This is a genomic window from Janthinobacterium sp. SUN176 (genome assembly GCF_030587335.1).
In the GTDB taxonomy this organism is placed as follows: domain Bacteria; phylum Pseudomonadota; class Gammaproteobacteria; order Burkholderiales; family Burkholderiaceae_D; genus Janthinobacterium; species Janthinobacterium kumbetense.
This window is the reverse complement of sequence record NZ_JAPWIA010000001.1, coordinates 2,513,099-2,536,514: the sequence shown is the minus strand read 5'-3', so window position 1 is coordinate 2,536,514 and position 23,416 is coordinate 2,513,099. Positions and strand designations below refer to the sequence as shown.

At 62.9% G+C, this 23,416-nt stretch carries 17 protein-coding genes and 6 tRNA genes; 22 read left to right on the top strand and 1 reads right to left on the bottom strand.

The genetic code is table 11. The features are described 5' to 3' along the window. Nucleotides 1–14: 14 nt before the first annotated feature. The 15 genes from rnc (at nt 15) to O3299_RS11335 (ending at nt 9,613) form a co-directional block, all read left to right on the top strand. Complete coding sequence (gene rnc, locus O3299_RS11405) at nt 15–830, top strand: ribonuclease III (RefSeq protein WP_077406693.1); 816 nt, start codon at nt 15–17, stop codon at nt 828–830. Between the two features lies 1 nt (nt 831). Continuing rightward, on the top strand, nt 832–1,734 hold the full coding sequence (era, locus tag O3299_RS11400; protein ID WP_099667265.1) for a GTPase Era: 903 nt from the start codon (nt 832–834) through the stop codon (nt 1,732–1,734). 28 nt (nt 1,735–1,762) lie between these two features. Then, a complete protein-coding gene (gene recO / locus O3299_RS11395; protein ID WP_251351576.1) occupies nt 1,763–2,620 on the top strand; it encodes a DNA repair protein RecO in 858 nt (285 codons plus the stop codon). 42 nt (nt 2,621–2,662) lie between these two features. Further along, nucleotides 2,663–3,424 carry a pyridoxine 5'-phosphate synthase gene (gene pdxJ, locus O3299_RS11390; RefSeq protein WP_251351575.1) on the top strand — a complete coding sequence of 254 codons (762 nt, stop codon included), beginning with the start codon at nt 2,663–2,665 and terminating at the stop codon, nt 3,422–3,424. Nucleotides 3,425–3,444: 20 nt separating this feature from the next. Next, the gene (gene acpS / locus O3299_RS11385; RefSeq protein WP_305062355.1) at nt 3,445–3,840 is read left to right on the top strand and encodes a holo-ACP synthase; all 396 of its coding nucleotides are present in this window, start codon (nt 3,445–3,447) and stop codon (nt 3,838–3,840) included. Nucleotides 3,841–3,864: 24 nt separating this feature from the next. After that, nucleotides 3,865–5,745, top strand: coding sequence for an excinuclease ABC subunit UvrC (gene uvrC / locus O3299_RS11380; RefSeq protein ID WP_305062354.1), 1,881 nt, complete (start codon nt 3,865–3,867; stop codon nt 5,743–5,745). 127 nt (nt 5,746–5,872) lie between these two features. Continuing rightward, nucleotides 5,873–6,457 (top strand): CDP-diacylglycerol--glycerol-3-phosphate 3-phosphatidyltransferase, encoded by a 585-nt coding sequence (gene pgsA, locus O3299_RS11375; RefSeq protein WP_034749601.1) that lies wholly within the window; start codon nt 5,873–5,875, stop codon nt 6,455–6,457. Nucleotides 6,458–6,562: 105 nt separating this feature from the next. Further along, nucleotides 6,563–6,638 (top strand) — tRNA-Gly (locus tag O3299_RS11370). A 92-nt stretch (nt 6,639–6,730) separates the two neighbouring features. After that, nucleotides 6,731–6,806 (top strand) — tRNA-Gly (locus O3299_RS11365). A gap of 71 nt (nt 6,807–6,877) precedes the next feature. After that, nucleotides 6,878–6,953 (top strand) — tRNA-Gly (locus O3299_RS11360). A 56-nt stretch (nt 6,954–7,009) separates the two neighbouring features. Then, nucleotides 7,010–7,085, top strand: a tRNA-Gly gene (locus O3299_RS11355). Nucleotides 7,086–7,168: 83 nt separating this feature from the next. Then, nucleotides 7,169–7,244 (top strand) — tRNA-Gly (locus O3299_RS11350). Nucleotides 7,245–7,286: 42 nt separating this feature from the next. Next, nucleotides 7,287–7,360, top strand: a tRNA-Cys gene (locus tag O3299_RS11345). 279 nt (nt 7,361–7,639) lie between these two features. Then, nucleotides 7,640–9,127 carry a SulP family inorganic anion transporter gene (locus tag O3299_RS11340; RefSeq protein WP_305052647.1) on the top strand — a complete coding sequence of 496 codons (1,488 nt, stop codon included), beginning with the start codon at nt 7,640–7,642 and terminating at the stop codon, nt 9,125–9,127. A 33-nt stretch (nt 9,128–9,160) separates the two neighbouring features. Beyond that, entirely contained in the window at nt 9,161–9,613 is a 453-nt protein-coding gene (locus O3299_RS11335) for a hypothetical protein (protein WP_251348073.1), read from the top strand. A gap of 25 nt (nt 9,614–9,638) precedes the next feature. Here O3299_RS11335 and O3299_RS11330 read toward each other — a convergent pair whose 3' ends face one another. Next, nucleotides 9,639–11,348 carry a methyl-accepting chemotaxis protein gene (locus tag O3299_RS11330; protein ID WP_251348074.1) on the bottom strand — a complete coding sequence of 570 codons (1,710 nt, stop codon included), beginning with the start codon at nt 11,346–11,348 and terminating at the stop codon, nt 9,639–9,641. A gap of 382 nt (nt 11,349–11,730) precedes the next feature. Between O3299_RS11330 and O3299_RS11325 the strand changes: the two genes are divergently transcribed. The 7 genes from O3299_RS11325 to selB all read left to right on the top strand — a co-directional run bounded on the left by O3299_RS11325 (nt 11,731) and on the right by selB (nt 23,416). After that, entirely contained in the window at nt 11,731–13,890 is a 2,160-nt protein-coding gene (locus tag O3299_RS11325; protein WP_289897281.1) for a TonB-dependent siderophore receptor, read from the top strand. A 295-nt stretch (nt 13,891–14,185) separates the two neighbouring features. Further along, entirely contained in the window at nt 14,186–17,257 is a 3,072-nt protein-coding gene (gene fdnG / locus O3299_RS11320) for a formate dehydrogenase-N subunit alpha (RefSeq protein ID WP_143451508.1), read from the top strand. Between the two features lie 13 nt (nt 17,258–17,270). Next, a complete protein-coding gene (gene fdxH, locus O3299_RS11315; protein WP_305052645.1) occupies nt 17,271–18,194 on the top strand; it encodes a formate dehydrogenase subunit beta in 924 nt (307 codons plus the stop codon). Then, a complete protein-coding gene (locus O3299_RS11310) occupies nt 18,181–18,852 on the top strand; it encodes a formate dehydrogenase subunit gamma (protein ID WP_289904359.1) in 672 nt (223 codons plus the stop codon). The genes fdxH and O3299_RS11310 overlap by 14 nt, the downstream gene beginning before the upstream one ends. A 150-nt stretch (nt 18,853–19,002) precedes the next feature. After that, complete coding sequence (gene fdhE, locus O3299_RS11305; protein WP_305062353.1) at nt 19,003–20,058, top strand: formate dehydrogenase accessory protein FdhE; 1,056 nt, start codon at nt 19,003–19,005, stop codon at nt 20,056–20,058. Next, nucleotides 20,055–21,464 (top strand): L-seryl-tRNA(Sec) selenium transferase, encoded by a 1,410-nt coding sequence (selA, locus tag O3299_RS11300; RefSeq protein ID WP_305062352.1) that lies wholly within the window; start codon nt 20,055–20,057, stop codon nt 21,462–21,464. The genes fdhE and selA overlap by 4 nt, the downstream gene beginning before the upstream one ends. Beyond that, entirely contained in the window at nt 21,461–23,416 is a 1,956-nt protein-coding gene (gene selB, locus O3299_RS11295; RefSeq protein WP_305062351.1) for a selenocysteine-specific translation elongation factor, read from the top strand. Before selA ends, selB begins: the two co-directional genes overlap by 4 nt.

The following is a 23,416-nucleotide window of genomic DNA, read 5'->3' as shown; positions in this document are numbered from 1 at the left end:
ACACAGAAACAACAATGAATCTTCAGTTATTGCAAACCCGTTTAGGCTATACGTTCCAGGATGCTGGCCTGTTGCAGCAAGCCTTGACGCATCGTAGCCACAGCAGTTTGCATAACGAGCGGCTGGAATTCCTCGGCGACTCCATCCTCAACTGCGTGGTCGCTTCCATCCTGTACGAACGCTTCAAGTCCATCGACGAGGGCGACCTGTCGCGCCTGCGCGCGAATCTGGTGAAGCAGCAGTCGCTGTATGAAATCGCGCAAAAGCTGGAACTGTCGCAATTCCTGCGCCTGGGCGAAGGCGAGCTGAAATCGGGCGGTTTCCGCCGTCCGTCCATCCTCGCCGACACCCTGGAAGCCTTGCTGGGCGCGATTTTCCTCGACACGGGCTTCGACGCCGCCAGCACGGTGATCCGCGCCTTCTACATCCCCATCCTCGACTCGGTCGATCCGCAAACCCTGGGCAAGGATGCCAAGACCCTGCTGCAGGAGTTTTTGCAAAGCAAGAAAATTTCGCTGCCACAATACAACGTGGTGGCTACCCACGGCGCCGCCCACAGCCAGGAATTCGAGATCGAATGCCTGGTGCCGAAATTGAACATCCAGGTCTACGGCCGTGGCGGAAGCCGCCGCGCCGGTGAGCAAGCCGCCGCCAAACTGGCGCTCGACGTGGCCGAGCAGGCGCTGTTGAAGTCGCCAGCCGCCAGCCGCAAGCCGAAACCGCGCGCCGCCCAGCTCAAGCTGGCCGGCATTGCCACCATCCAGAGCGACGACGCGGCAGCCCCTGCTGCCCCGGCGATCGCCGCTCACACTAAACAGAATCGACACTAGCATGACAGCCACCAAAATGCCCGACAACTTCCGCTGTGGCTATATCGCCATCGTGGGCCGCCCGAACGTGGGCAAATCGACCCTGATGAACGTGCTGATCGGCGCGAAGGTCAGCATCACTTCGCGCAAGGCGCAAACGACGCGCCACCGCATCACGGGCATCCAGACGGTGCCGGATGCGCAATTCATCTACGTCGACACGCCGGGCTTCCAGACGCGCCACTCGAACGCGTTGAACAAGACGCTCAACAAGACCGTCACCAACACCCTGATTTCCTCGGACGTGATCTTGTACGTGATCGAGGCGGGCACCTTCGGCCCGGCCGACCAGCAAGTGATGGACCTGCTGCCGAAGGAAGTGCCGTGCATCCTCGTCATCAATAAATCGGACCGCGTGAAGGACAAGGCCGTGCTGCTGCCGTTCGCGCAAAAGATCGCCGCCATGCGCGACTTCGCCGCCATCGTGCCTGTGTCCGCCAAGCTGCACTTCCAGCTGGAAGGCTTGCAGGACGAGATCAAGCGTTTCCTGCCGGAAAACCAGCCGATCTTTGGACCGGACGACATCACGGACCGCAGCGAGAAATTCCTCGCCTCGGAAATCGTGCGCGAAAAACTCTTCCGCTTCGTCGGCGACGAACTGCCGTACACGAGCACCGTGCTGATCGAGAAATTCGAGCAGGAAGGCGATCTGCGCCGCGTGTTTGCCGCCATCCTGGTCGAGCGCGATACGCACAAGTCCATGATTATCGGCAACAAGGGCGCCCGCCTGAAGGAAGTCTCCACCCAGGCCCGCCTGGACATGGAAAAGCTGTTCGGCGGCCCCGTGTACCTGGAAATCTGGGTCAAGGTCAAATCGGGCTGGGCCGACAACGAGGCGGGCTTGCGCGCCTACGGCTACGAGTAATCCGCAACCCGGGGGCGACGCCACACGCATGAGCACCACCACGCCAGCGCTGCACGATCTTGCGCCAGCTTCATCTGCTGCATCCGCACCTGTCCCCGCGCCGGCGGCCATCGCGCCGCCGGCCGCAGCTCCTGTCACTCCTGCCGCGCCGCGGCGCAGCCGTCCGCCCGCGCGCGACGGACGCATCACGGGCCAGCCAGCCTTCGTGCTGCACAGCTATCCGCATAAAGAAACCAGCCTCATCGTCGACGTGTTTACACGCGAATACGGCCGCATCGCGCTCGTCGCCAAGGGCGCCAAGCGGCCCCATTCGCAGTTGCGCGGCGTGCTGCAAACCTTCCAGCCCCTGCAGGCGGGCTGGACGGGCAAGTCCGAGCTGCGCATCTTGACGGGCGCCGAATGGGTGGGCGGTATGTTGCCGCTGGAAAAGACCGCCTTGCTGTGCGGCTTCTATTTGAACGAATTGCTGGTCAAATTGCTCGCGCGCGACGATCCGCATCCCGTCCTGTTCGACCACTACGTTGCCACCTTGAATCAACTGGCGCACAATGAGCCGCCGCCCATCGTGCTGCGCAAGTTCGAGCGCGCCCTGCTCAAGGAAACGGGCGTGGCGGCCGACCTGACGCGCTGCACGGGCACGCGCCAGGCCGTCGAGGCGGGGCAGGTCTATGTGGTCGACCCGGAACGGGGGCCGCGCCCGGCGCGCGCCAGCGATGCCTGGCCCAGGATCACGGGCAAGACCCTGCTCGACATGGAGCGCGAAGATTATCTGGACGCGGCCACGCAGGCGCAAAGCAAGCTGCTGATGCGCTTTTTGCTGGCCCATCAACTGGGCGGCGCCACCTTGAATACGCGCCAGATACTGATCGATTTAATGCAGCTGTAGCTGCGGTTTGCAGCAGGACAGCACTTTACGGATACCATCACTATGAGCTTTTTGCAGCCTTCCGGCCCCGTCATCGACCTGGGCGTCAATATCGACCACGTGGCCACCTTGCGCAATGCGCGCGGCACCGCCTACCCGGACCCGATCCGCGCGGCCCTGCTGGCCGAACAGGCGGGCGCCGACGCCATCACCCTGCATCTGCGCGAAGACCGCCGTCACATCAAGGATGCGGACGTGATCGCCATCGCCCCGCAATTGCTCACGCGCATGAACCTGGAAGCGGCCGTCACGCAAGAAATGATCGACTTCGCCTGCCGCATCAAGCCGGCGGACGTGTGCCTGGTGCCGGAAAAGCGCACGGAAGTGACGACCGAGGGTGGCCTGGACGTGGTGCGCTATTTCAAGGAAGTGCAGGCGGCCGTGCAGCAGCTGCAAGGCGAGGGTATCCGTGTGAGCCTGTTCATCGATGCCGATGAGCAACAGATCGCCGCTGCCGCCGAGCTGGGTGCGCCCGTGATCGAGCTGCACACGGGCCGCTATGCCGATACGCAAGGCGCCGAGCAGCTGGCCGAGCTGGAACGCATCAAGGCGGGCGTGCTGTTCGGCGTGGGCCGCGGCTTGAAGGTCAACGCGGGCCACGGCTTGCATTACACCAATGTGCAGGCGATTGCCGCCATTCCCGATATTGCCGAACTGAACATTGGCCACGCCATCGTCGCGCACGCCGTGTTTGTCGGCTGGGAAAATGCCGTACGTGAAATGAAGGCTATCATGGTGGCCACGCGCATCGCCGGCAAGGCATAAGCGCGCACAAAGGAGGCAGCATGATCTACGGTATCGGTACCGATATCTGCAAGATTCCCCGCATCGAGGCGGCCCTGGCGCGCCACGGCGAGCGTTTCGCGAAAAAGATACTGGGGCCGCAGGAGCTGGAAAAGTTCCGTGCCCGCAGCGCCAAGAATGCCATGCGCGGCGTGCGCTTCCTCGCCACGCGCTTCGCGGCAAAGGAGGCGTTTTCCAAGGCCATCGGCCTGGGCTTGCGCATGCCGATGACTTGGCCCGCTGCGCAGATGCTGAACCATCCCAGCGGCAAGCCGATGATCGTCTGCAGCGGCGTGCTGGCCGAGTTCATGGAACAGCACCGCCTGAGCGCGCAAGTGACCATCAGCGATGAAGAAGAATATGCGGTCGCGTTCGTGATCGTGGAGCAAGCAGTGTAACTATAAGTGCGCAATGAGCCAGCAATGACCGAAGCAAGCCCAGAATCTTCCTTGGCGGAAACACCGCCCGACCCGCGCGCGCAGGTGCTGGCCACCGTCGCCAAGCTGCCGAATTTGCCCGGCGTGTACCGCTATTTCGACGCCGCCGACAAGGTGCTGTACGTCGGCAAGGCGCGCGACCTGAAAAAGCGCGTCTCCAGCTATTTCCAGAAGAACCTGGCCAGTCCCCGCATCGCCATGATGGTCGAGCGCATCGCGCGCCTGGAAACGACCGTCACGCACAGCGAAGCGGAAGCCTTGATCCTGGAAAACAACCTGATCAAGGCGCTGCAACCGCGCTACAACATCCTGTTCCGCGACGACAAGTCGTATCCGTACCTGAAGATCACGAATGGCGATGCGCCGCGCATGGTGTATTACCGCGGGGCGGTGGACAAGAAAAGCCAGTATTTCGGGCCGTTCCCCAGTTCCTGGGCCGTCAAGGAATCGATGCAGATACTGCAAAAGGTTTTTCTCATCCGCACCTGCGAGGACAGCGTGTACGCCAACCGCACGCGGCCCTGTTTGCTGCACCAGATCGGCCGCTGCAGCGCGCCGTGCGTTGACCTGATCAGCAAGGAAGACTACAAGAACGACGTGGAAAACGCGGCGCGCTTCCTGCGCGGGCGCCAGAGCGAGGTGATGGCCGACCTGGAAAAGAAGATGCATGCGTTTGCCGCCGAGCTGAAGTTCGAGCAAGCCGTGGTGGTGCGCAACCAGATCGCCTCGCTGTCGCGCGTACTGCACCAGCAAAGCATGGAAACGACGGGCGACGCCGATGTCGACATCCTCGCCGTGCTGGTGCAGGGCGGGCGCGCCTGCGTCAACCTGGCCATGGTGCGCGGCGGACGCCACCTGGGCGACCGCGCCTACTTCCCCAGCCAGCTCAGCGATGCGGCTGCCATTGCCGAGGAGCCGATCGAGGTGGAAGTGCTGGCCGCCTTCCTGGCGCAGCACTACACGGAAAAATTCATTCCCGGCACCCTGATCCTGAATATCGAATTCGACCAGCCAGCCCTGATGGTGGCGCTGATGGAGCAGTGCGGCCACCGCATCAACCTGATCTTCCAGCCGCAGGGGCAGCGCCGCCAATGGCTTGAGATGGCGCAAAAGGGCGCCGAGATTTCGCTGGCGCGATTGTTGTCGGAGCAGGGCTCGCAGCAGTCGCGCACGCGCGCGCTGGCCGAGGCGCTGCGCCTGGAAACGGAAGACCTCGACAGCCTGCGCGTGGAGTGTTTCGACATCAGCCACACGCAGGGCGAGGCGACGCAGGCGTCGTGCGTCGTATTCCACCACCACGCCATGCAGAACGGCGAATACCGGCGCTACAACATCAACGACATCACCCCCGGCGACGATTACGCGGCCATGCGCCAGGTCCTGATGCGCCGCTACGAGAAAGTGGCGAATGGCGATGGCGTGATGCCCGACGTGGTCTTGATCGACGGCGGCAAGGGCCAGATCGAAATGGCGCGCCAGGTGTTCGCCGAGCTGGGACTCGATATCAGCTTGATTGTCGGCGTGGCCAAGGGGGAGGGGCGCAAGGTGGGCCTGGAAACCCTGCTGTTCGTCGATGGCCGCGCGGCCCAGGAGCTGGGCAAGGAATCGGCGGCCCTGATGCTGATCGCGCAAATCCGCGACGAGGCGCACCGCTTCGCCATCACGGGCATGCGCGCCAAGCGCGCCAAGACGCGCCAGACGTCGCGCCTGGAAGAGATCGAGGGCATCGGCGCCAAGCGCCGCCAGAAGCTGCTGTCGCGCTTTGGCGGCTTGCGCGGCGTGGTCGACGCCAGCGTCGAGGACCTGATGTCGGTGGAGGGGATTTCCACGCAACTGGCGGAAGAAATCTACAAGCAGCTGCACTGATGATAGAACCGCCTGGTCAGGTGCCGCGGCAACCGGACTAGGCTAATACCCTGGGGCCATGTAGACTAGTGGCGCTTTCTTCACGCTTTCCTCATGTTCAATTTACCCGTCGGCCGATTGCTCTCTTATGCCTTTTAATATTCCCATCCTTTTGACCTGGCTGCGCGTGGCCCTGATACCGCTCGTCGTCGGCGTGTTTTATTTGCCGCCGTCGATGCTGCTGCATGGCGACCAGAACCTGGTTGCCACCCTGGTCTTCATTGTTGCCGCCGTCACAGACTGGTTCGACGGCTTCCTCGCGCGACGCTGGAACCAGACGTCGGCCTTCGGCGCCTTCCTCGACCCGGTCGCCGACAAGCTGATGGTGGCGGGTGCCTTGCTGGTGCTGGTGCAACTGGACCGTGTCAATGCCGTGCTGGCCTTCATCATCATCGGCCGCGAAATCACGATTTCCGCGCTGCGCGAATGGATGGCGCAGATCGGCGCCTCGAAGTCGGTGGCCGTCAGCTCGATCGGCAAGATCAAGACGGCCGCGCAAATGACGGCCATTCCCTTGCTGCTGTACCACGAAGTGATCTTTGGCGCGATCGATACCCATGTGTGGGGCGAGAAGCTGCTGTGGATCGCCTGCGTGCTGACGGTGTGGTCGATGTTTTACTATTTGCGCCTGGCGTGGCCTCTCATCAAGGAAAAGGCTGGAAATCTGCACTAAGAACAGGCAGGCGGCTGCTTTGTGCGGAATATTTTGCAAAAGACCAGATATTGCCCGTTGACAGCCCCTGTAATCCCTCTATAATGCTGGCCTGTTGTTGATGACGCGGGAGTAGCTCAGTTGGTAGAGCGCAACCTTGCCAAGGTTGAGGTCGAGAGTTCGAGACTCTTCTCCCGCTCCAGTTTTCTGGATCGTGTCATAGGTAAAAACAGCGAATGCAGTAAAAAGTAGTACTGGCGATGTAGTAGAGCTTCTGATACAATGTTGTCCACTGCGGGAGTAGCTCAGTTGGTAGAGCGCAACCTTGCCAAGGTTGAGGTCGAGAGTTCGAGACTCTTCTCCCGCTCCAGTGAATACTGGATCAGCAGTAAAGCAGCACTGGTAAACGGTAGCAAAAGGCAGTAAAATAGCGGTTCGTATGCGGGAGTAGCTCAGTTGGTAGAGCGCAACCTTGCCAAGGTTGAGGTCGAGAGTTCGAGACTCTTCTCCCGCTCCAGCGAAAGCTGAAGCAGTACAGCAAGAATGGCAGTAGCAGAAAATAGAAGCTCCAATGCGGGAGTAGCTCAGTTGGTAGAGCGCAACCTTGCCAAGGTTGAGGTCGAGAGTTCGAGACTCTTCTCCCGCTCCAGAATTCTAAAGGGAAGCTAAGCTGGCTTCCTTTTTTTATCCGCCGCCATGCGCGGCGCGATTATGCGGTAACCAAGCTCCAATGCGGGAGTAGCTCAGTTGGTAGAGCGCAACCTTGCCAAGGTTGAGGTCGAGAGTTCGAGACTCTTCTCCCGCTCCAGTTTTCAAGGTGGGCCGCAAGGCGCATCCAAGCAGTTCCTCTGGCGAGGTAGCAAAGAGGTTATGCAGCGGCCTGCAAAGCCGTTTAGACGGGTTCGATTCCCGTCCTCGCCTCCAGATGAAAAAAATAGCCCACTTTCGAGTGGGCTATTTTTTTGTCTGCGCTTTGGCCAGACTTTTGCCGATGGCGCATCTTGTATAATGCCGGCAAGCTCAGCCGCGCCGCCTGGCGCCTTGATGAACCTCCCCCTTTCCGCCATACCGATGTAGTCACTGACGACTTTCCTGTTCCGTTCGACCTCAGCGCCGCGTTTCTGTGACGCCCGCTGGCATGGCCGCGCCTGATTATTCTCCATCCGGCCGGCATTTTCCTGTTCCGACTTTGGATACGCATCAATGATCAACACAACTTTTCGGGATGAGTGGTACTCGAACCTGCAAAAAAACGTCTTGGCGGGCTTGACCACGTCATTTGCCCTGGTGCCAGAATGCATCGCCTTTGCCCTGGTGGCGCAGCTCAATCCCCTGATGGGCCTGTATGGCGCCTTCATCATCTGCGCCATGACGGCCATCTTTGGCGGACGTCCCGGCATGATTTCCGGCGCCGCCGGCTCCATGGCCGTCGTCATCGTGGCGCTGGTGGCGCAACACGGCGTGCAATACCTGCTGGCTACCGTGGTGCTCGGCGGTATCTTGATGGCGTTATTCGGCATCTTGCGTCTGGGCAAGCTGATTCGCATGGTGCCGCATCCCGTGATGCTGGGTTTTGTGAATGGCCTGGCCATCGTCATCGCCATGTCCCAACTGGAACACTTCCGCCAGGCCACGCCGCAGGGCGAAGCCTGGCTGCAAGGCACGCCCTTGCTCGTGATGGGTGGCCTGGTGCTGCTCACCATGGCCATCGTCTACGTGCTGCCGCGCCTGACAAAAGCCGTGCCGCCGGCGCTGGTGGCCATTCTGGGCGTGGGCGTGCTCAGCCATGTTTTGCACCTGCCCACGCGCACCCTGGGCGACCTCGCGCATATCGCGGGCGGCTTGCCGGCCCTGCATTGGCCTGCCGTGCCGCTGGACATGGCCACCTTGCACATCATTTTTCCGTATGCGGCGCTGATGGCCATGGTGGGTTTGCTGGAAACCTTGCTCACTTTTAATCTCACGGATGAGATAACAGAAACGCGGGGGCAGCCGAACCGCGAATGCATCGCTCTCGGCGCATCGAACGTCGTCTCGGGCCTGTTTGGCGGCATGGGCGGCTGCGCCATGATCGGGCAGACGATGATCAACCTGAGTTCCGGCGGCCGCTCGCGCCTGTCGGGCGTGACGGCCGGCGTGATGATCTTGCTGTTCATCCTGTTCCTGTCGCCGCTGATCGAGCGCATCCCGCTGGCGGCCCTCGTGGGCGTGATGTTCGTCGTGGCGCAGCAGACGTTTGCCTGGGGTTCCTTGCGCGTGCTGGGCAAGGTGCCGTTGCAGGATGCGCTGGTGATCGTCGCCGTGACGGTGATCACGGTATTCACGGACCTGGCGATGGCCGTGCTGTGCGGAATCGTCATCGCCGCCTTGAATTTTGCCTGGCAACATGCGCGCGACATGCGTGCCGACATCGATGACAGCACGCAAGGCATGCGCGTCTACTTGCCGCATGGCACCCTGTTTTTTGCTTCCACCACGCATTTCCAGGAACTGTTCCAGGCAGCGTCGGACCCGGCCCGCGTCATCCTCGACTGCCGGCACCTGCACATGGCCGACCACTCGGCCATCGCCGCCATCGAATCGCTGTATGAGCGCTATGACAGGGCAGGCAAGCATCTGCAGGTGACGCATCTGTCCGCCCGCAACGAGGCCTTGCTGCAGCGGGCCGGGGTGGATGTGGGCGTGGCGTAAAATATTGGATTGCTGAATGTCTGTGGAGTGTGAATGCTGTCGAACGAACAAGAACAATTATTGCAACAAAGCCAAACGGCTTTTGACGCCTACTATGACGCGCTGGGCGCTTCGCTGGTGAATTTCGTCGAGCGCCTGGGCATCCAGCCGGCGCACGAAGTGTTGACGAACGCGGCCGAATACCTGCCGTACATCGATGCGGCCATGCGCACCATCGTCATTCGCGACGAGAGCTGGCAGTGGGTAAAAACCATGCTCGGCTACTTTATCGGCGAGTATTTCGTGCAAGGCCATGCGGGTTGCTGGTATGTGGAAACGCGGGCGGAGTCGCCGTATTTCTGCCGCATCATGGTGGGCGGCTTCGAGCATGGCATGCCCGTGGACGCCGCCATTGATCCGGAAGCGCTGGCGCTGGAATTTCTGGGGCAATCCGCGCCGCGCGAGCTGGCGGCACTGATCACCCAGGCGCAAGCCCGCGCGGCGTGATGCCGCACGGCTTGCAGAAGCGGATTTAAAACTCTTCCCACTCGCCTTCGGCCGGGCTTGTTGCCTTGCTGCTGGCGCGCGTCGCGGGCAGGCGCAGGGCGGGGGCCGTAGCCTTGCGAGCCGGTGCGGCTGCTGGCGCTGCGGGCGCGCTGCGTTGCGCCGCCTTGGTGCTGAAACGGTCGGTCGCGGCTGCATTGGCGTCCAGGCGGAAGACGCTGACCACCTGCGCCAGTTCGCTCGCCTGTTCCTGCATCGCTTCGGCCGCCGCCGAGGCTTCTTCCACCAGGGCTGCATTTTGCTGCGTTACCTGGTCCATTTCGGAAATGGCCTGGTTGACTTGCTCGATGCCCGCGCTCTGTTCTTCGCTGGCGTTGCTGATCTCGCTCATGATGGACGTGACGAAGCCGATGCTTTGCACGATTTCTTCCATCGTCTTGCCGGCCTTGTCGACCAGGTCCGTGCCCACGTCGACTTTTTGCACGGAGTCGTCGATCAAGCCCTTGATTTCTTTTGCCGCCGCTGCCGAGCGCTGCGCCAGGTTGCGCACTTCCGTGGCGACCACGGCAAAGCCGCGACCCTGTTCGCCGGCGCGCGCCGCTTCCACGGCCGCGTTCAAGGCCAGGATGTTGGTCTGGAAGGCGATGCCATCGATGACCGAGATAATATCGACGATTTTCTTCGACGAGGTATTGATCTCGCTCATGGTGGCGACCACTTCGGCCACCACGGCGCCGCCGCGGCTGGCGATGCCGGCCGCGTCGCCAGCCAGTTTATTCGCCTGGCGCGCATTGTCCGCGTTTTGCTTGACGGTCGAAGTCAGTTCTTCCATCGACGAGGCCGTTTCTTCCAGCGAACTGGCTTGCTGTTCCGTGCGCGACGACAGGTCCTGGTTGCCGGCGGCGATTTCCGCGGAGGCCGTGGCGATGGTGTCGGTACCGCTGCGCACCTGGCCGACGATGCCGACGAGGCTATCGTTCATGGTTTTCAGGGCATGCATCAGCTGGCCCGTTTCATCGCGGCCCTGGGCCGTGATGACGCTGCTCAAGTCGCCCGCTGCCACGGTTTCCGCCACTTTCACGGCGGCGCGGATGGGGCCGGTGATCGAACGCGTGATCCACCAGGCAAAGCCGATGCCCATCAGCACGGCCAGCACGCCCATGGTGATCAGGAAGATGCGGGTGCCGCTGTAAGCTTCGATGATGCTGGCGCCGACGCCGTCGGCCGCCTTGATCTGCATGCCGGCAAAGCGCTTCACTTCGGCCAGGTAAGCCACGGTGATGGGCGCGACTTCCTTGTCGAACACGATCTTGGCGCCCGCCACGTCGCCGTCGGCCTTCATCTTGAAGGCGCGTGCGCGCGTCGTCACGTAGTCGGTGCGCACCTTGCGCACCACCTTGAACTGCTCGATCACGGCCGGGTTGAGCAAGGACGCGATGATGTCGTCCTGCAGCTTGCTGGAACGCTCCGCATCGACCTTCAAGTCTTCCTCGATCTTGGCGCGCACGACCGGATCGGTGATCTCGAACGAGGCGACGCCGCGCACGCTGTTCAGTTCAATGATCTTCGACCATTCGGCCACCATGCGCTGGTTCTTGATGCTGGTATTGATGAGGCGATAGGTCAGGTCGCTGGCCGTTTGCATGCGCACGAGGGCGGTGATGGTCAAGGCGGCAAGCAACAGCAATACGACAGCAAAGCCGACGCCAAGGCGGCTGCCGATGTTCAGGTTTTTCATGTAATTCCTAACAGTTTAATAGTCATGATCGCCGCCGCCAGCAGGGGCGGACAGGCGCCGCAAGGCGCAGGGGATCGGGGTCTTCGGGTGCCGCGTGATAGCTGTGCGGCGCGCCACGCTGAGCGTGGCGATGGAGGTAAAGCAAGGGGCATATCGGTCAGGCTGACCGCTGCCCAGCAAGCCGCAAGTATAGCATTGACGCAGGGAAATAGTTTCTGGCGGCAATTTTAATTATTTTTTGATATTGATTTCCTGTTGCTTTTTTACGTCAAGTACCTAGTTAATAAGTACTATCACTTACATTCATCCTTACTTTTCCCATCGCTGGCTGATAAAATACTAATGATAATCATTCGTATTAAAACTTCGACCAGGGAATTGTATGCAGCAACAGCGCAAGCCAGGATGTAAACCGATCACCATCGCCGTACTGGGCGCCTTGACCTTGGGCGCCACGCCACTGGCGGCCTGGGCACAGGAAAGCTTGCCCGCCGTCACCGTGACGGCGTCGAAGGACAAGGATGGCTACGTGGCCGCCACCTCCGCCAGCGGCACCAAGACGGAAATGGCCTTGCGCGACGTGCCGCAAACGATCAACGTGGTGCCGGCCGCCGTCATCCGCGACCAGAACGCCATGTCGATCCAGGACATCATGAAGAACATCCCCGGCGTGGGCTTGTCGACGGGCGACGGCCAGCGCGACCAGGTGTTCATCCGCGGCTTCACGGCCATTGGCGACCAGTTCGTCGACGGCTTCCGCGATGACGCGCTGTATTTCCGCGACCTGTCGAACGTGGAGCGCCTGGAAGTGATCAAGGGACCGGCCGCCGTGCTGTACGGCCGCGGTTCCTCGGGCGGCCTGGTGAACCGCATCACGAAGAAGCCGGGCGTGGACATCGCGGATGTGGCCCTGAGCTTGACGAACACAGCAGGGCGCCGCGGCGAAGTCGACGTGGGCCGTGTCGGCGAGACGGTGGACTGGCGTGTCACGGGCGCGCGCGAATTGTCGGACAGCTACCGCGACCAGCAATTCATCAACCGCACGGCGCTGGCGCCGTCGGTGGCTATCCGCCTCTCCAGCGCCACCAAGCTGCTGCTGCAGGGCGATTACCTGGAAGACCGCCGCCTGACGGACTTCGGCATCCCGTCCTACCACGGCCGTCCCGTGGCCGTCGATGCGGGCACATATTACGGCGCCGCCAACGCCCGCGATGCCGACTTCAGCCAGTCGCGCGTGGTGTCCACGGCCGCCACCCTGACGCACAAATTCAGCGATAGCTTGTCGCTGCGCAATGCCTTCCGCTACTACGACTATCACCTGGACCGCAACAACACGAATATTTCTGGCAACGTCAACGAAGTCAAGGGCACGATGAGCCTGGGCCACGCCAAGCTCAACCGCGACGAGAGCGGCTGGTTCAACCAGACGGAACTGACGCAAAAGCTGGTCACGGGCACCATGCGCCACGAAGTGCTGTACGGCGCCGAATTCGGCAAGCAAAACAAGGATGCCAACAGTTGGGCCGCCATCGCTGTAACGACATCTGCGAAGCCCGTGTCGATCTTCAATCCTGTTCTGCCCGTCGTCGATCGCAGCAAACTGGGCGCGCGCAGTGATACCTTCGGTACCTACGACACGGCCGCCGCCTACGTGCAGGACGCCATCAGCTTCAGCGACGAGTGGAAGGCGCTGGCCGGCTTGCGCTACGACCGCTACAAGCAGCAGTCGCGCCTGGCCAATGCGCTTGGCGTGACGACGGCGGATTTGTCGCGCACGGATTCGGCCTACAGCCCCCGCGCCGGCCTCGTCTGGCAGCCGGGCGCGACGCAATCGTACTACGCCTCGTGGAGCCGTTCGTTCCAGCCGAGTGGCGAGAACTTCGCCCTGGCCGCCAACAATGCCGACCTGGCGCCGGAAACCACGCGCAACACGGAAGTGGGCGCCAAGTATGACCTGTGGGGCGGCCGCGCCAACGCCACCGTGTCGCTGTTCCGCCTGGAGCGCGACAATATCAAGACCAGCGACCCGATCACGAACCGCATCGTGCCCGTCGGCACGCAGCGCACGGATGGCCTGGAACTGACCTTCAACGCGGACTTGCACGATGGCTGGAAAATGATGGCCGGCTACGCTTACCTGGACGCCACCATCACCGATTCCATCGCCAAGGACAAGAGCGTCAATGTGCCGGGCGGCACCGTCGCCAGAGAAGTGCCGGTCAAGGGCAAGCGCGCGACCTTGACATCGCGCAATACGGCCAACCTGTGGCTGACGAAAGACCTGGGCCACGGCTTCACGGTGGGCGGCGGCGCGAACGCCGTCGGCAGCCGCTTCGCCAATCCGGGCAACACGGTGGTGCTGCCAGGCTATGTGACGGCCGACGCCATGGCCGCGTACCGCACGGGCCGCTATGAAGTGCAGCTGAACGTCAACAATATCGGCGACACGCGTTACATCGTGTCGGGCCACGGTTCCAGCCCGAACCTGAGCTTGCCGGGTGCGCCGCGCAATGTGGCGCTGACCTTGCGCTACAGCCTGTAATTTGGCCTGGCAGTTCGGCCGCATCCCCAAAAACCCGCTCGCGAGCGGGTTTTTTTTCGTGGGTGGGTAGCGATGTGCAAGCGTGCCGGGCAGGCTGGCATTGTTTAGAGGGAACGTTCGGTATCGTCAAATTAATATTGACTAAAGGCAATTTTTTCCAGCGGACTAAGCCTTGTCGGAGTTTGAGGGGTAAAATACTGTCATACGGCACAGGCATGGTGCTTATATCTTGGTGATATGACACTACCACGACGCCGTATGACTTTTTATTTACTCACATCATAGAGGCCTGAATATGGTTCAGATGTCCAGGCGCCAGTTCCTTCGGGTAACTGGCGCGACCATTGCTGGTTCCAGCCTCGCCCTGCTCGGTTTCGCACCGGGCCAGGCGATGGCGGAAGTGCGGCAATACAAGCTGTCTCGCACCACCGAGACACGCAATACCTGTCCCTACTGTTCGGTAGGATGTGGCGTCCTGCTGTATGGACTGGGCGACGGCGCGAAAAACGCCGTCTCCAGCATCATCCACGTGGAAGGCGATGCCGATCACCCGGTGAACCGCGGCACCTTGTGCCCGAAAGGCGCCAGCCTGGTCGACTTCATCCACAGCCCGAACCGCCTGAAAGTGCCCGAGTACCGCGCACCGGGCGGCACGGAATGGCAACCGATCTCCTGGGATGTGGCGCTCGACAAGATCGCGCGCCTGATGAAGGATGACCGCGACGCCAACCTGATCGAAAAGAATGCCGACGGCAAGACCGTCAACCGCTGGCTCTCCACCGGCATGCTGGCCGCGTCCGCCGGCAGCAACGAGGTGGGGTATCTGACCCACAAGACAGTGCGCAGCATGGGGATGCTGACCTTTGATAATCAGGCGCGTGTATGACACGGACCGACGGTGGCAGGTCTTGCCCCGACGTTTGGCCGTGGCGCGATGACGAATCATTGGGTCGATATCAAGAATGCCGATGTGATCCTGGTCATGGGCGGCAATGCAGCAGAAGCACATCCTTGCGGATTCAAATGGGTAACGGAAGCGAAGGCGCATAACAAGGCCAAGCTGATCGTTGTCGATCCGCGTTTTACCCGTACCGCATCCGTGGCAGATTACTACTGCGCCACGCGTACCGGCACGGACATCGTCTTCCTCGGCGCGATCATCAATTATCTGCTGACGAACGACAAGATCCAGCATGAGTACGTGCGCAACTACACGGACATGCCCTTCATCGTGCGCGAAGACTATGCGTTCGAGGACGGCCTGTTCTCGGGTTTCGACAAAGAAAAAGGCAAGTACACCAACAAGGCCACCTGGGATTACGAGATCGGCGAAGATGGCTATGCCAAGGTCGACCCGACCCTGGAACACCCGCGCTGCGTCTACCAGATGATGAAGAAGCACTACGCGCGCTACACGACCGAGATGGTCGAGCGTACGTGCGGCGTGTCGGCCGACAAGTTCCACAAGGTGGCGGAAGCCCTGGCTTCGACCGCCGTGCCGGGACGCGCCGGCACCATCCTGTACGCGCTGGGCTGGACGCACCACTCGACGGGCGCGCAAACCATCCGCACGGGCGCCATGGTGCAGTTGCTGCTGGGTAATATGGGTATCGCGGGCGGCGGCATGAACGCCTTGCGCGGCCACTCGAACATCCAGGGTCTGACCGATCTGGGCCTGATGTCGAACCTGTTGCCAGGCTACATGACCTTGCCGAACGAGTCCGAGCAGGATTTCGACGGCTATATCGCCGCGCGCGCCACCAAGCCGCTGCGGCCTAACCAGCTCAGCTACTGGAGCAATTACCGCAAATTCCACGTCAGCTTCATGAAGACGTGGTGGGGCGACTTTGCCACGGCGGAAAATAACTACGCCTTCGACTACCTGCCGAAACTCGACAAGCCGTATGACTTGATGCAAGCCATCGAGAACATGCACCAAGGCAAGATGACGGGCTATATCTGCCAGGGCTTCAATGTGCTGGCGTCCGCGCCGAACAAGCAGAAGGTCACGGAAGCGCTGTCGAAGCTGAAGTTCCTCGTCATCATGGATCCGCTGGCCGTGGAAACGGGCGAATTCTGGAAGGCGCACGGCCAATACCACGAAGTCGATCCCACCAAGATCATGACGGAAGTGTTCCGCTTGCCGACCAGCTGCTTCGCCGAAGAGCGCGGTTCGCTGGTGAGTTCCTCGCGCGTGCTGCAGTGGCACTGGCAGGCGGCCGAACCGCCGGGCCAGGCGCGCAGCGACCTGGAGATCATGTCGGGCCTGTTCTTGCGCATGCGCAACATGTACAAGAAAGAAGGCGGCAAGTTCCCCGATCCTATCGTCAACCTGACGTGGAATTATGCGCAGCCGCATAACCCGCAGCCGGAAGAAATCGCCCGCGAATTCAATGGCAAGGCGCTGGCCGACTTGTACGATCCGAAAGATCCGACCAAGCTGCTGGTGAAGAAGGGCGAGCAGCTGGCCTCGTTCGCGCAATTGCGCGACGACGGCACGACCACCAGCGGTTGCTGGATCTTCGCCGGCAGCTGGACCCAGGCGGGCAACCAGATGGGACGGCGCGACAATAGCGACCCGACGGGCATCGGCCAGACTCTGGGCTGGGCCTGGGCGTGGCCGGCGAACCGCCGCGTGCTGTACAACCGCGCTTCGTGCGACTTGAAGGGCAAGGCTTTCGACCCGACGCGCAAGTTGATCGAGTGGAATGGCACGAACTGGAGCGGGGCCGATATTCCCGACTTCAAGGTCGACGAACCGCCGGAAAACGGCATGGGTCCGTTCATCATGCTGGGCGAGGGCGTGGCGCGCTTCTTTGCGCGCGGCGCCATGGCCGAGGGGCCGTTCCCCGAGCATTACGAGCCGTTCGAAAATCCGCTGGGCTACAACCCCATGCATCCGAAAAACCCGCAAGCGACCAGCAATCCGGCCGCGCGCGTGTTCGCCGATGACCGGAAAATGTTCGGCACGCATGAGGAATACCCGCATGTGGCCACCAGCTACCGCCTGACCGAGCATTTCCATTACTGGACCAAGCATGCACGCCTGAATGCCATCATCCAGCCGCAGCAATTCGTCGAAATCGGCGAAGAACTGGCCAAGAGCATCGGCGTCGTTGCCGGTGGGGAAGTGCGCGTCAGTTCCAAGCGGGGTCACATCATCGCCAAGGCCGTCGTCACCAAGCGCATCAAGGCTTTGATGATCGAGGGTAAGCCGGTGCATACCGTGGGCCTGCCGCTGCACTGGGGCTTTACGGGCGTGGCCAAGCCGGGGTATCTGATCAATACCCTGACGCCGGGCGTGGGGGATGCGAATTCGCAAACGCCGGAATTCAAGTCCTTCCTCGTGAAGGTGGAAAAAGCATGATGGGAGCTCAATAATGGCACTGCAATCCTTAGATATCCGGCGCCTGTCGGCTACCACGGTAACGCCGCCGCAAGCACGCAGCCCGGTGACGGGCACCGTGGCCAAGCTGATCGATGTGTCGAAATGCATCGGCTGCAAGGCTTGCCAGACGGCGTGCATGGAATGGAACGACTTGCGTGACGAAGTCGGTGAAAACCATGGCACCTATGACAATCCGACGGACCTGACGCCGCAATCGTGGACGGTGATGCGTTTTGCCGAACACGAAAACAACGACGGCAACCTCGAGTGGCTGATCCGCAAGGATGGCTGCATGCACTGCGAGGACCCGGGCTGCCTGAAAGCCTGTCCGGCGCCGGGCGCCATCGTGCAATACACGAACGGCATCGTGGATTTCCATCAGGAAAACTGCATCGGCTGCGGCTATTGCGTGGCCGGCTGTCCTTTCGACGTGCCCCGCATTTCGACAAAGGACGACCGCGCCTACAAGTGCACGCTGTGCTCGGACCGCGTCGCCGTGGGCCAGGAACCGGCCTGCGTGAAAACGTGCCCGACGGGCGCCATCGTCTTCGGCACCAAGGAAGACATGAAGGTGCATGCGGAAGAGCGCATCGTCGACCTGAAGTCGCGCGGTTTCGAGAATGCGGGCCTGTACGACCCGCTGGGCGTGGGCGGCACGCACGTGATGTACGTGCTGCACCATGCCGACAAGCCGAAGCTGTATTCGAACTTGCCGGAACGTCCGCGCATCAGCCCGATGGTGGGCTTCTGGAAGGGCTGGTCCAAGCCGCTCGCGGTGGCCGGCATGGCCGCCACGGCGCTGGCTGGCTTCTTCCATTACACGCGTGTCGGTCCGAACGAAGTGAGCAAGGACGAAGAGCACGAGGCGCTGGAAGAGGCCAAACGCATCCGGGAGGAAGACCATGAGCCACAGTGATCTGCATGATGGAAAGCTGCGTGACAAGGATGGCAACCCGCTGATCCAGCGCTACGACCCGAACGAGCGCACGAATCACTGGGTGACCGCCATCACCTTCGTCATGCTGGCCCTGTCCGGCCTGGCCATGTTCCATCCCTCGATGGCGTGGCTGGCGAACCTGTTCGGCGGCGGGCAATGGACGCGCATCCTGCATCCGTTTGCCGGCCTGGTGATGTTCGTCTCGTTCGCGATCCTGGTGGTGCGCTTCTGGCACCACAACAAGTTCGAGGACGGCGACAAGCAGTGGCTGAAACAGATGGACGACGTGCTCAACAACCGCGAAGAAAAGCTTCCGAAGATCGGCAAATACAATGCCGGCCAGAAGATCCTGTTCTTTGTGCTGCTGGCCTGCATGGCGGGATTGTTGCTGTCGGGTATCGTGATCTGGCGCGCGTATTTCGCGTTCTACTTCCCGATTCCCGTCATCCGCGCGGCCGCCTTGCTGCACGCCGTGTGCGCGTTCGGCATCATCTGCGCCATCATCGTGCACATCTATGCGGCCCTGTGGGTCAAGGGTTCGATCGGCGCCATGGTGCGCGGCACCGTCACCTACGGCTGGGCGCGCAAGCACCACCCGAAGTGGTTCGAGGCGGTGATGCGCAGTACAAAAGACTAAGTTCTTGCTATTGATGCCAGCGGCATTACCCGGGGTCAGTCCCAGGACTGACCCCTTTCTTTTTATCGATTAAAATACTTTCGAAACACAGCCGCATCCGCCGGATGGGCTGGCCAGCTACGCTCGGCCTTTTTTGATGGGAAAACTCCATTGGTACAACGCATTCTTCAGCCAGGCGAAATCGAAGGCCTGGACCACAACGCGATTCCGCGCCTGCTGCTGCCGCAGCCTGACAGCCTGTTCAAGGCGCGCGCCTCGCGCCTGCGCGAACTGGCGCAGGGAAACATCAAGGGCATCCCCGTCGACGCGGGCATGCAGGGTTACCTGGTGCTGATGGCCGCGCTGGCCGACGCGCAAGCCGCCGTGGTGGGAAAACTGGCGCCCGGCGCCGTGCCTGCCGCCGACCCGGACGCGCTGCGCCGCGCGATGCAGCACCGCATGCCGGTGCTGCCCGTCAACGGCGCCCGCCCGCCCGTCTGGCGCGACATATTCGCCAGCCTGCTCGATGAACTGGCCGCCACGGCGGCAAGCCAGCCGGCCCTGTCCGGCGGCCTGACGCAGGTGCTGGCCCAGCTGCGCGCGCTCGATGCGCCAGCGCTGGACGCCTGCGCCGACGCCGTACTCGATGAAAATGGCGATAACCTGAACCCCATGCATGCGCCGTTCGTCGCGGCCGCCCTGCAAATCTTGTGGTCGGTGTCGGCCAGCGAATTGCGCGCTGCACGCGTGCCGGACCTGGAAACGGGCACTCTGTGCCCTGTCTGCGGTTCGCACCCCGTCGCCAGCGTGATCCGCATCGGCGGCGGGTCGCAGGGCTACCGCTATCTGCACTGCGGCATTTGCGAAAGCGAATGGCATATGGTGCGCGTGAAGTGTTCGACCTGCGAACAGAATGGCAAGATCGCTTACCAGGGCCTGGACGCGGCTGACGCGGCGCCGTTCGACCCCGTGACGGCAAAGGACGACAAATTGCCGAACAAGGCGAATGATCCGAAGAAGGTGGCGCGCGCGGAAACCTGCGACGATTGCCATACCTACCGCAAGGTCTTCAACCAGGAACACGATTACAACGTCGAGCCCCTGGCCGACGACCTGGCCAGCCTGATGCTCGACCTGCTGGTGGGCGAAGCGGGCTACCAGCGCGCCAGCGGCAATCCGCTGCTGTGGCTGGGGAAGGGCGACAGCAGCGAGGGCCAGACAGCATGACGACGGGGCAAACCGTGCGCCTGCCATCGGTAGACCGTATCCTGGGCGACGCGGCTTGCCTGGCCCTGATTGCGCATTACGGTCGCGCGCAGACCCTGGCCTGCGCGCGCGCCGTGCTGGCCGAACTGCGCACGGCCATGCTGGCGGGCGCAGTCTGCGAAGAGGGCGCATCGATCGCCGCCATCGCCGCGCAGATGGCCGAACGGCTGCAGGCGCAATCGCGTTCGCAGCTGCGCGCCGTCTTCAACCTGACGGGCACCGTGCTGCACACGAACCTGGGCCGCGCGCTGCTGCCCGACGCCGCCGTGCAAGCCGTGGTGGAAGCGTTGCAGTGGCCGATGAACCTGGAATTCGACCTGGACACGGGCAAGCGGGGCGACCGCGACGACCTGGTCGAGGAATTGCTGCGCGAATTGACGGGGGCCGAAGCGGCCACCATCGTCAACAACAATGCGGCCGCCGTGCTGCTGATGTTGAACACCCTGGCGCAGGGCAAGGAGGTGGTGGTGTCGCGCGGGGAGCTGGTGGAAATCGGCGGCGCCTTCCGCATCCCCGACGTGATGACGCGCGCGGGCGCCGTGCTGCGCGAAGTGGGCAGCACCAACCGCACCCACCTGGCCGATTACGCGAATGGCGTGAATGCGGATACGGCCCTCTTGATGAAGGTCCATTGCAGCAATTACGCCATTACCGGCTTCACGAAAAGCGTGGAACTCGACGAACTCGTGCCGCTGGCGGCACAACACGGCGTGCCGACGGCCGTGGACCTGGGCAGCGGCACCCTGGTTGACCTGGCGCAATACGGTCTGCCGCATGAAACGACGGTGCGCGAAACCATCGAGGCGGGCGCCGACCTGGTCACCTTCAGCGGCGACAAACTGCTGGGCGGCCCGCAATGCGGCGTCATCGTCGGACGCGCCGACCTGATCGCGAAGATCAAGCGCAACCCCCTGAAACGCGCGCTGCGGGTCGGCAAGCTGACTCTGGCCGCCCTGGAACCCGTGCTGCGGCTGTACCGCGCGCCGGATTTGCTGGCCGAACGGCTGACCACCTTGCGCTTGCTGACGCGCCCCGCCGCCGCCATGCGCGCGCAGGCGGACACTCTGCTGCCGCTGCTGCAAGGGGCGCTGGGCGCCGCGTACGCAGTCACGGCCGAAGCGATGACCAGCCAGATCGGCAGCGGCGCCTTGCCCGTCGACCAGCTGCCCAGCTTTGGCCTGGCCATCCGCAGCGCGCCAGGCTCGCGTCTGAGCAATCCCCTGGGCGCGCTGGAGCAGCGGCTGCGCGCCTTGCCGTGCCCCGTGATCGGGCGCATCGGCCAAGACACCCTGTGGCTCGATTTGCGCTGCCTGGAAGCGGCGCACGAGACGGCCTTCATCGCGCAGCTCGCCGAGTTGTCCGCATGATCGTCGGCACCGCGGGCCATATCGACCATGGCAAGACGACGCTCACGCGCGCGCTGACGGGCGTGCACACGGACCGCCTGAAGGAAGAGCAGGCGCGCGGCATCTCGATTGAACTCGGCTACGCCTATCTGCCGCTGCTTGACGGCACGGTGCTGGGCGTGATCGACGTGCCGGGCCACGAAAAATTTATCCGCACCATGGCTTCCGGCGTGACGGGCATCGATTTCGCCTTGCTCGTGGTGGCCGCCGACGATGGCGTCATGCCGCAGACGCACGAGCACCTGGCCATCTTGCAGCTGCTGGGCGTGACGCGCGGCGCCGTGGCGCTGACGAAGGTCGACCGCGCCGACAGCGCCCGCGTGGCGCAGGTGGAAGCGGACATCGAGGCACTGCTGGCCGGCACGCCGCTGGCGGGCAGCCCGATTTTCCCCACCGCCGCCAATCTCGACGGCGATGCCGGCGTGGCCGCCCTGCTGGCGCACCTGACGCAGGTGGCGCGCAGCTTGCCGCAACGCGACGAGCGGCGCTTGTTCCGCCTCGGCGTGGACCGCGTGTTCACCTTGTCGGGGCAGGGCACCATCGTCACCGGCACGGCGCTGGCGGGATGCGCGCGGGTGGGCGACATGCTGCAGCTGGCGCCCGGCGGCGCGCCAGCGCGGGTGCGCAGCATCCATGCGCAGAACCGCGCCGCCGGGACGGGCACGGCGGGTCAGCGCCTGGCGCTGAACCTGGCCGGCATCGACCGCGAGCGCATCGAGCGGGGCAACTGGATCGTCGCGCCCGAGCTGGCGCAGTGTTCCGAACGCCTCGACGTGGAACTGACCCTGCTGCCCGACGCGGGCGTGCAATTGAAAGCCTGGTCGCCGCTGCACGTGCACCTGGGTGCCGCACACCAGCTGGCGCGCGCCGTCATGCTCGATGGCGAAACCCTGTCGCCGGGACAGACGGGCAGAGTGCAGCTGGTGTTCGATGCGCCCATGCACGGCGTGCCGGGCGACCGCTTCGTCGTGCGCAATGCGCAAGCGACCCAGACGGTGGGCGGCGGCATGGTGCTCGATCCGTTCGGCCCCGCGCGCAAGCGGCGCAGCCCGGCCCGGCTGGCGTGGCTCGATGCGCTGGCCGCGTTCGTCGCGCACGGCGACTATGCGGCCCTGCTGGCGCAAAGTCCGCTGGGGCTGCGTGTATCGCTGCTGGTGCGCCTGTCCCTGCTGCCGGCGGGAGCCCTCGCGCTGCCGCCCGACACGCGGCGTATCGCCCTGCGCGCCGGCGACGCCCTGCTGCTGGCGCCGGATGCGTTGCTGGCGCTGGAAACGCGCGTGCTGGCAGCCCTGGACGTCTTCCACGCGCGCGCACCCGACGAGGCGGGACCGGAACTGTGGCGCCTGAAACGCATCGTCGACGCCGAGATGGAAGACGCCTTGTGGAGCCACCTGGTCGAAGGCTTGCTGGCGCGCGGCGAGATCCTGGCGCGCGGCGCCAGCCTGCATTTGCCGACGCACAGCGTGGAACTGACGCCGCAGGAGCAGGCCATGGCCGAACCCTTGCTGGCCGCCCTGGAGCAGGGGCGTGCCGATCCGCCGTGGACGCGCGACCTGGCGCGCGGCTTCGGCCTGGCCGAGGATGAAACGCGCCGGCTGTTGCGCAAACTGGCCAAGGCAGGGCAGATCAGCCAGGTCGTGCACGACCTGTTTTATCATCAGGCGGCGCTGGCCGAGCTGGCGCAACTGGTGCGGCAACTGGCGCACAAGGCGGAAGAGGATGCAGGCTTGCCAGCGGGCAATGGCGCCGTGGGCGCGGCCACGTTCCGCGACGCCAGCGGCCTGGGCCGCAAGCGGGCGATCCAGGTCTTGGAATTCTTTGACCGCGTCGGTTATACTCGCCGTGTTGGCAATGGGCATCTATTGCGCCCGCAAGCGCTGTGGTCCTACACCGCGGCCTTGCCCAACAGCTAA

Bases quoted from the DNA above. Each gene is read 5' to 3' on its own strand.
- rnc (WP_077406693.1), top strand. From the start codon at position 15: ATGAATCTTCAGTTATTGCAAACCCGTTTAGGCTATACGTTCCAGGAT.
- era (WP_099667265.1), top strand. From the start codon at position 832: ATGACAGCCACCAAAATGCCCGACAACTTCCGCTGTGGCTATATCGCC.
- recO (WP_251351576.1), top strand. From the start codon at position 1,763: ATGAGCACCACCACGCCAGCGCTGCACGATCTTGCGCCAGCTTCATCT.
- pdxJ (WP_251351575.1), top strand. From the start codon at position 2,663: ATGAGCTTTTTGCAGCCTTCCGGCCCCGTCATCGACCTGGGCGTCAAT.
- acpS (WP_305062355.1), top strand. From the start codon at position 3,445: ATGATCTACGGTATCGGTACCGATATCTGCAAGATTCCCCGCATCGAG.
- uvrC (WP_305062354.1), top strand. From the start codon at position 3,865: ATGACCGAAGCAAGCCCAGAATCTTCCTTGGCGGAAACACCGCCCGAC.
- pgsA (WP_034749601.1), top strand. From the start codon at position 5,873: ATGCCTTTTAATATTCCCATCCTTTTGACCTGGCTGCGCGTGGCCCTG.
- O3299_RS11340 (WP_305052647.1), top strand. From the start codon at position 7,640: ATGATCAACACAACTTTTCGGGATGAGTGGTACTCGAACCTGCAAAAA.
- O3299_RS11335 (WP_251348073.1), top strand. From the start codon at position 9,161: ATGCTGTCGAACGAACAAGAACAATTATTGCAACAAAGCCAAACGGCT.
- O3299_RS11330 (WP_251348074.1), bottom strand. From the start codon at position 11,348: ATGAAAAACCTGAACATCGGCAGCCGCCTTGGCGTCGGCTTTGCTGTC.
- O3299_RS11325 (WP_289897281.1), top strand. From the start codon at position 11,731: ATGCAGCAACAGCGCAAGCCAGGATGTAAACCGATCACCATCGCCGTA.
- fdxH (WP_305052645.1), top strand. From the start codon at position 17,271: ATGGCACTGCAATCCTTAGATATCCGGCGCCTGTCGGCTACCACGGTA.
- O3299_RS11310 (WP_289904359.1), top strand. From the start codon at position 18,181: ATGAGCCACAGTGATCTGCATGATGGAAAGCTGCGTGACAAGGATGGC.
- selA (WP_305062352.1), top strand. From the start codon at position 20,055: ATGACGACGGGGCAAACCGTGCGCCTGCCATCGGTAGACCGTATCCTG.
- selB (WP_305062351.1), top strand. From the start codon at position 21,461: ATGATCGTCGGCACCGCGGGCCATATCGACCATGGCAAGACGACGCTC.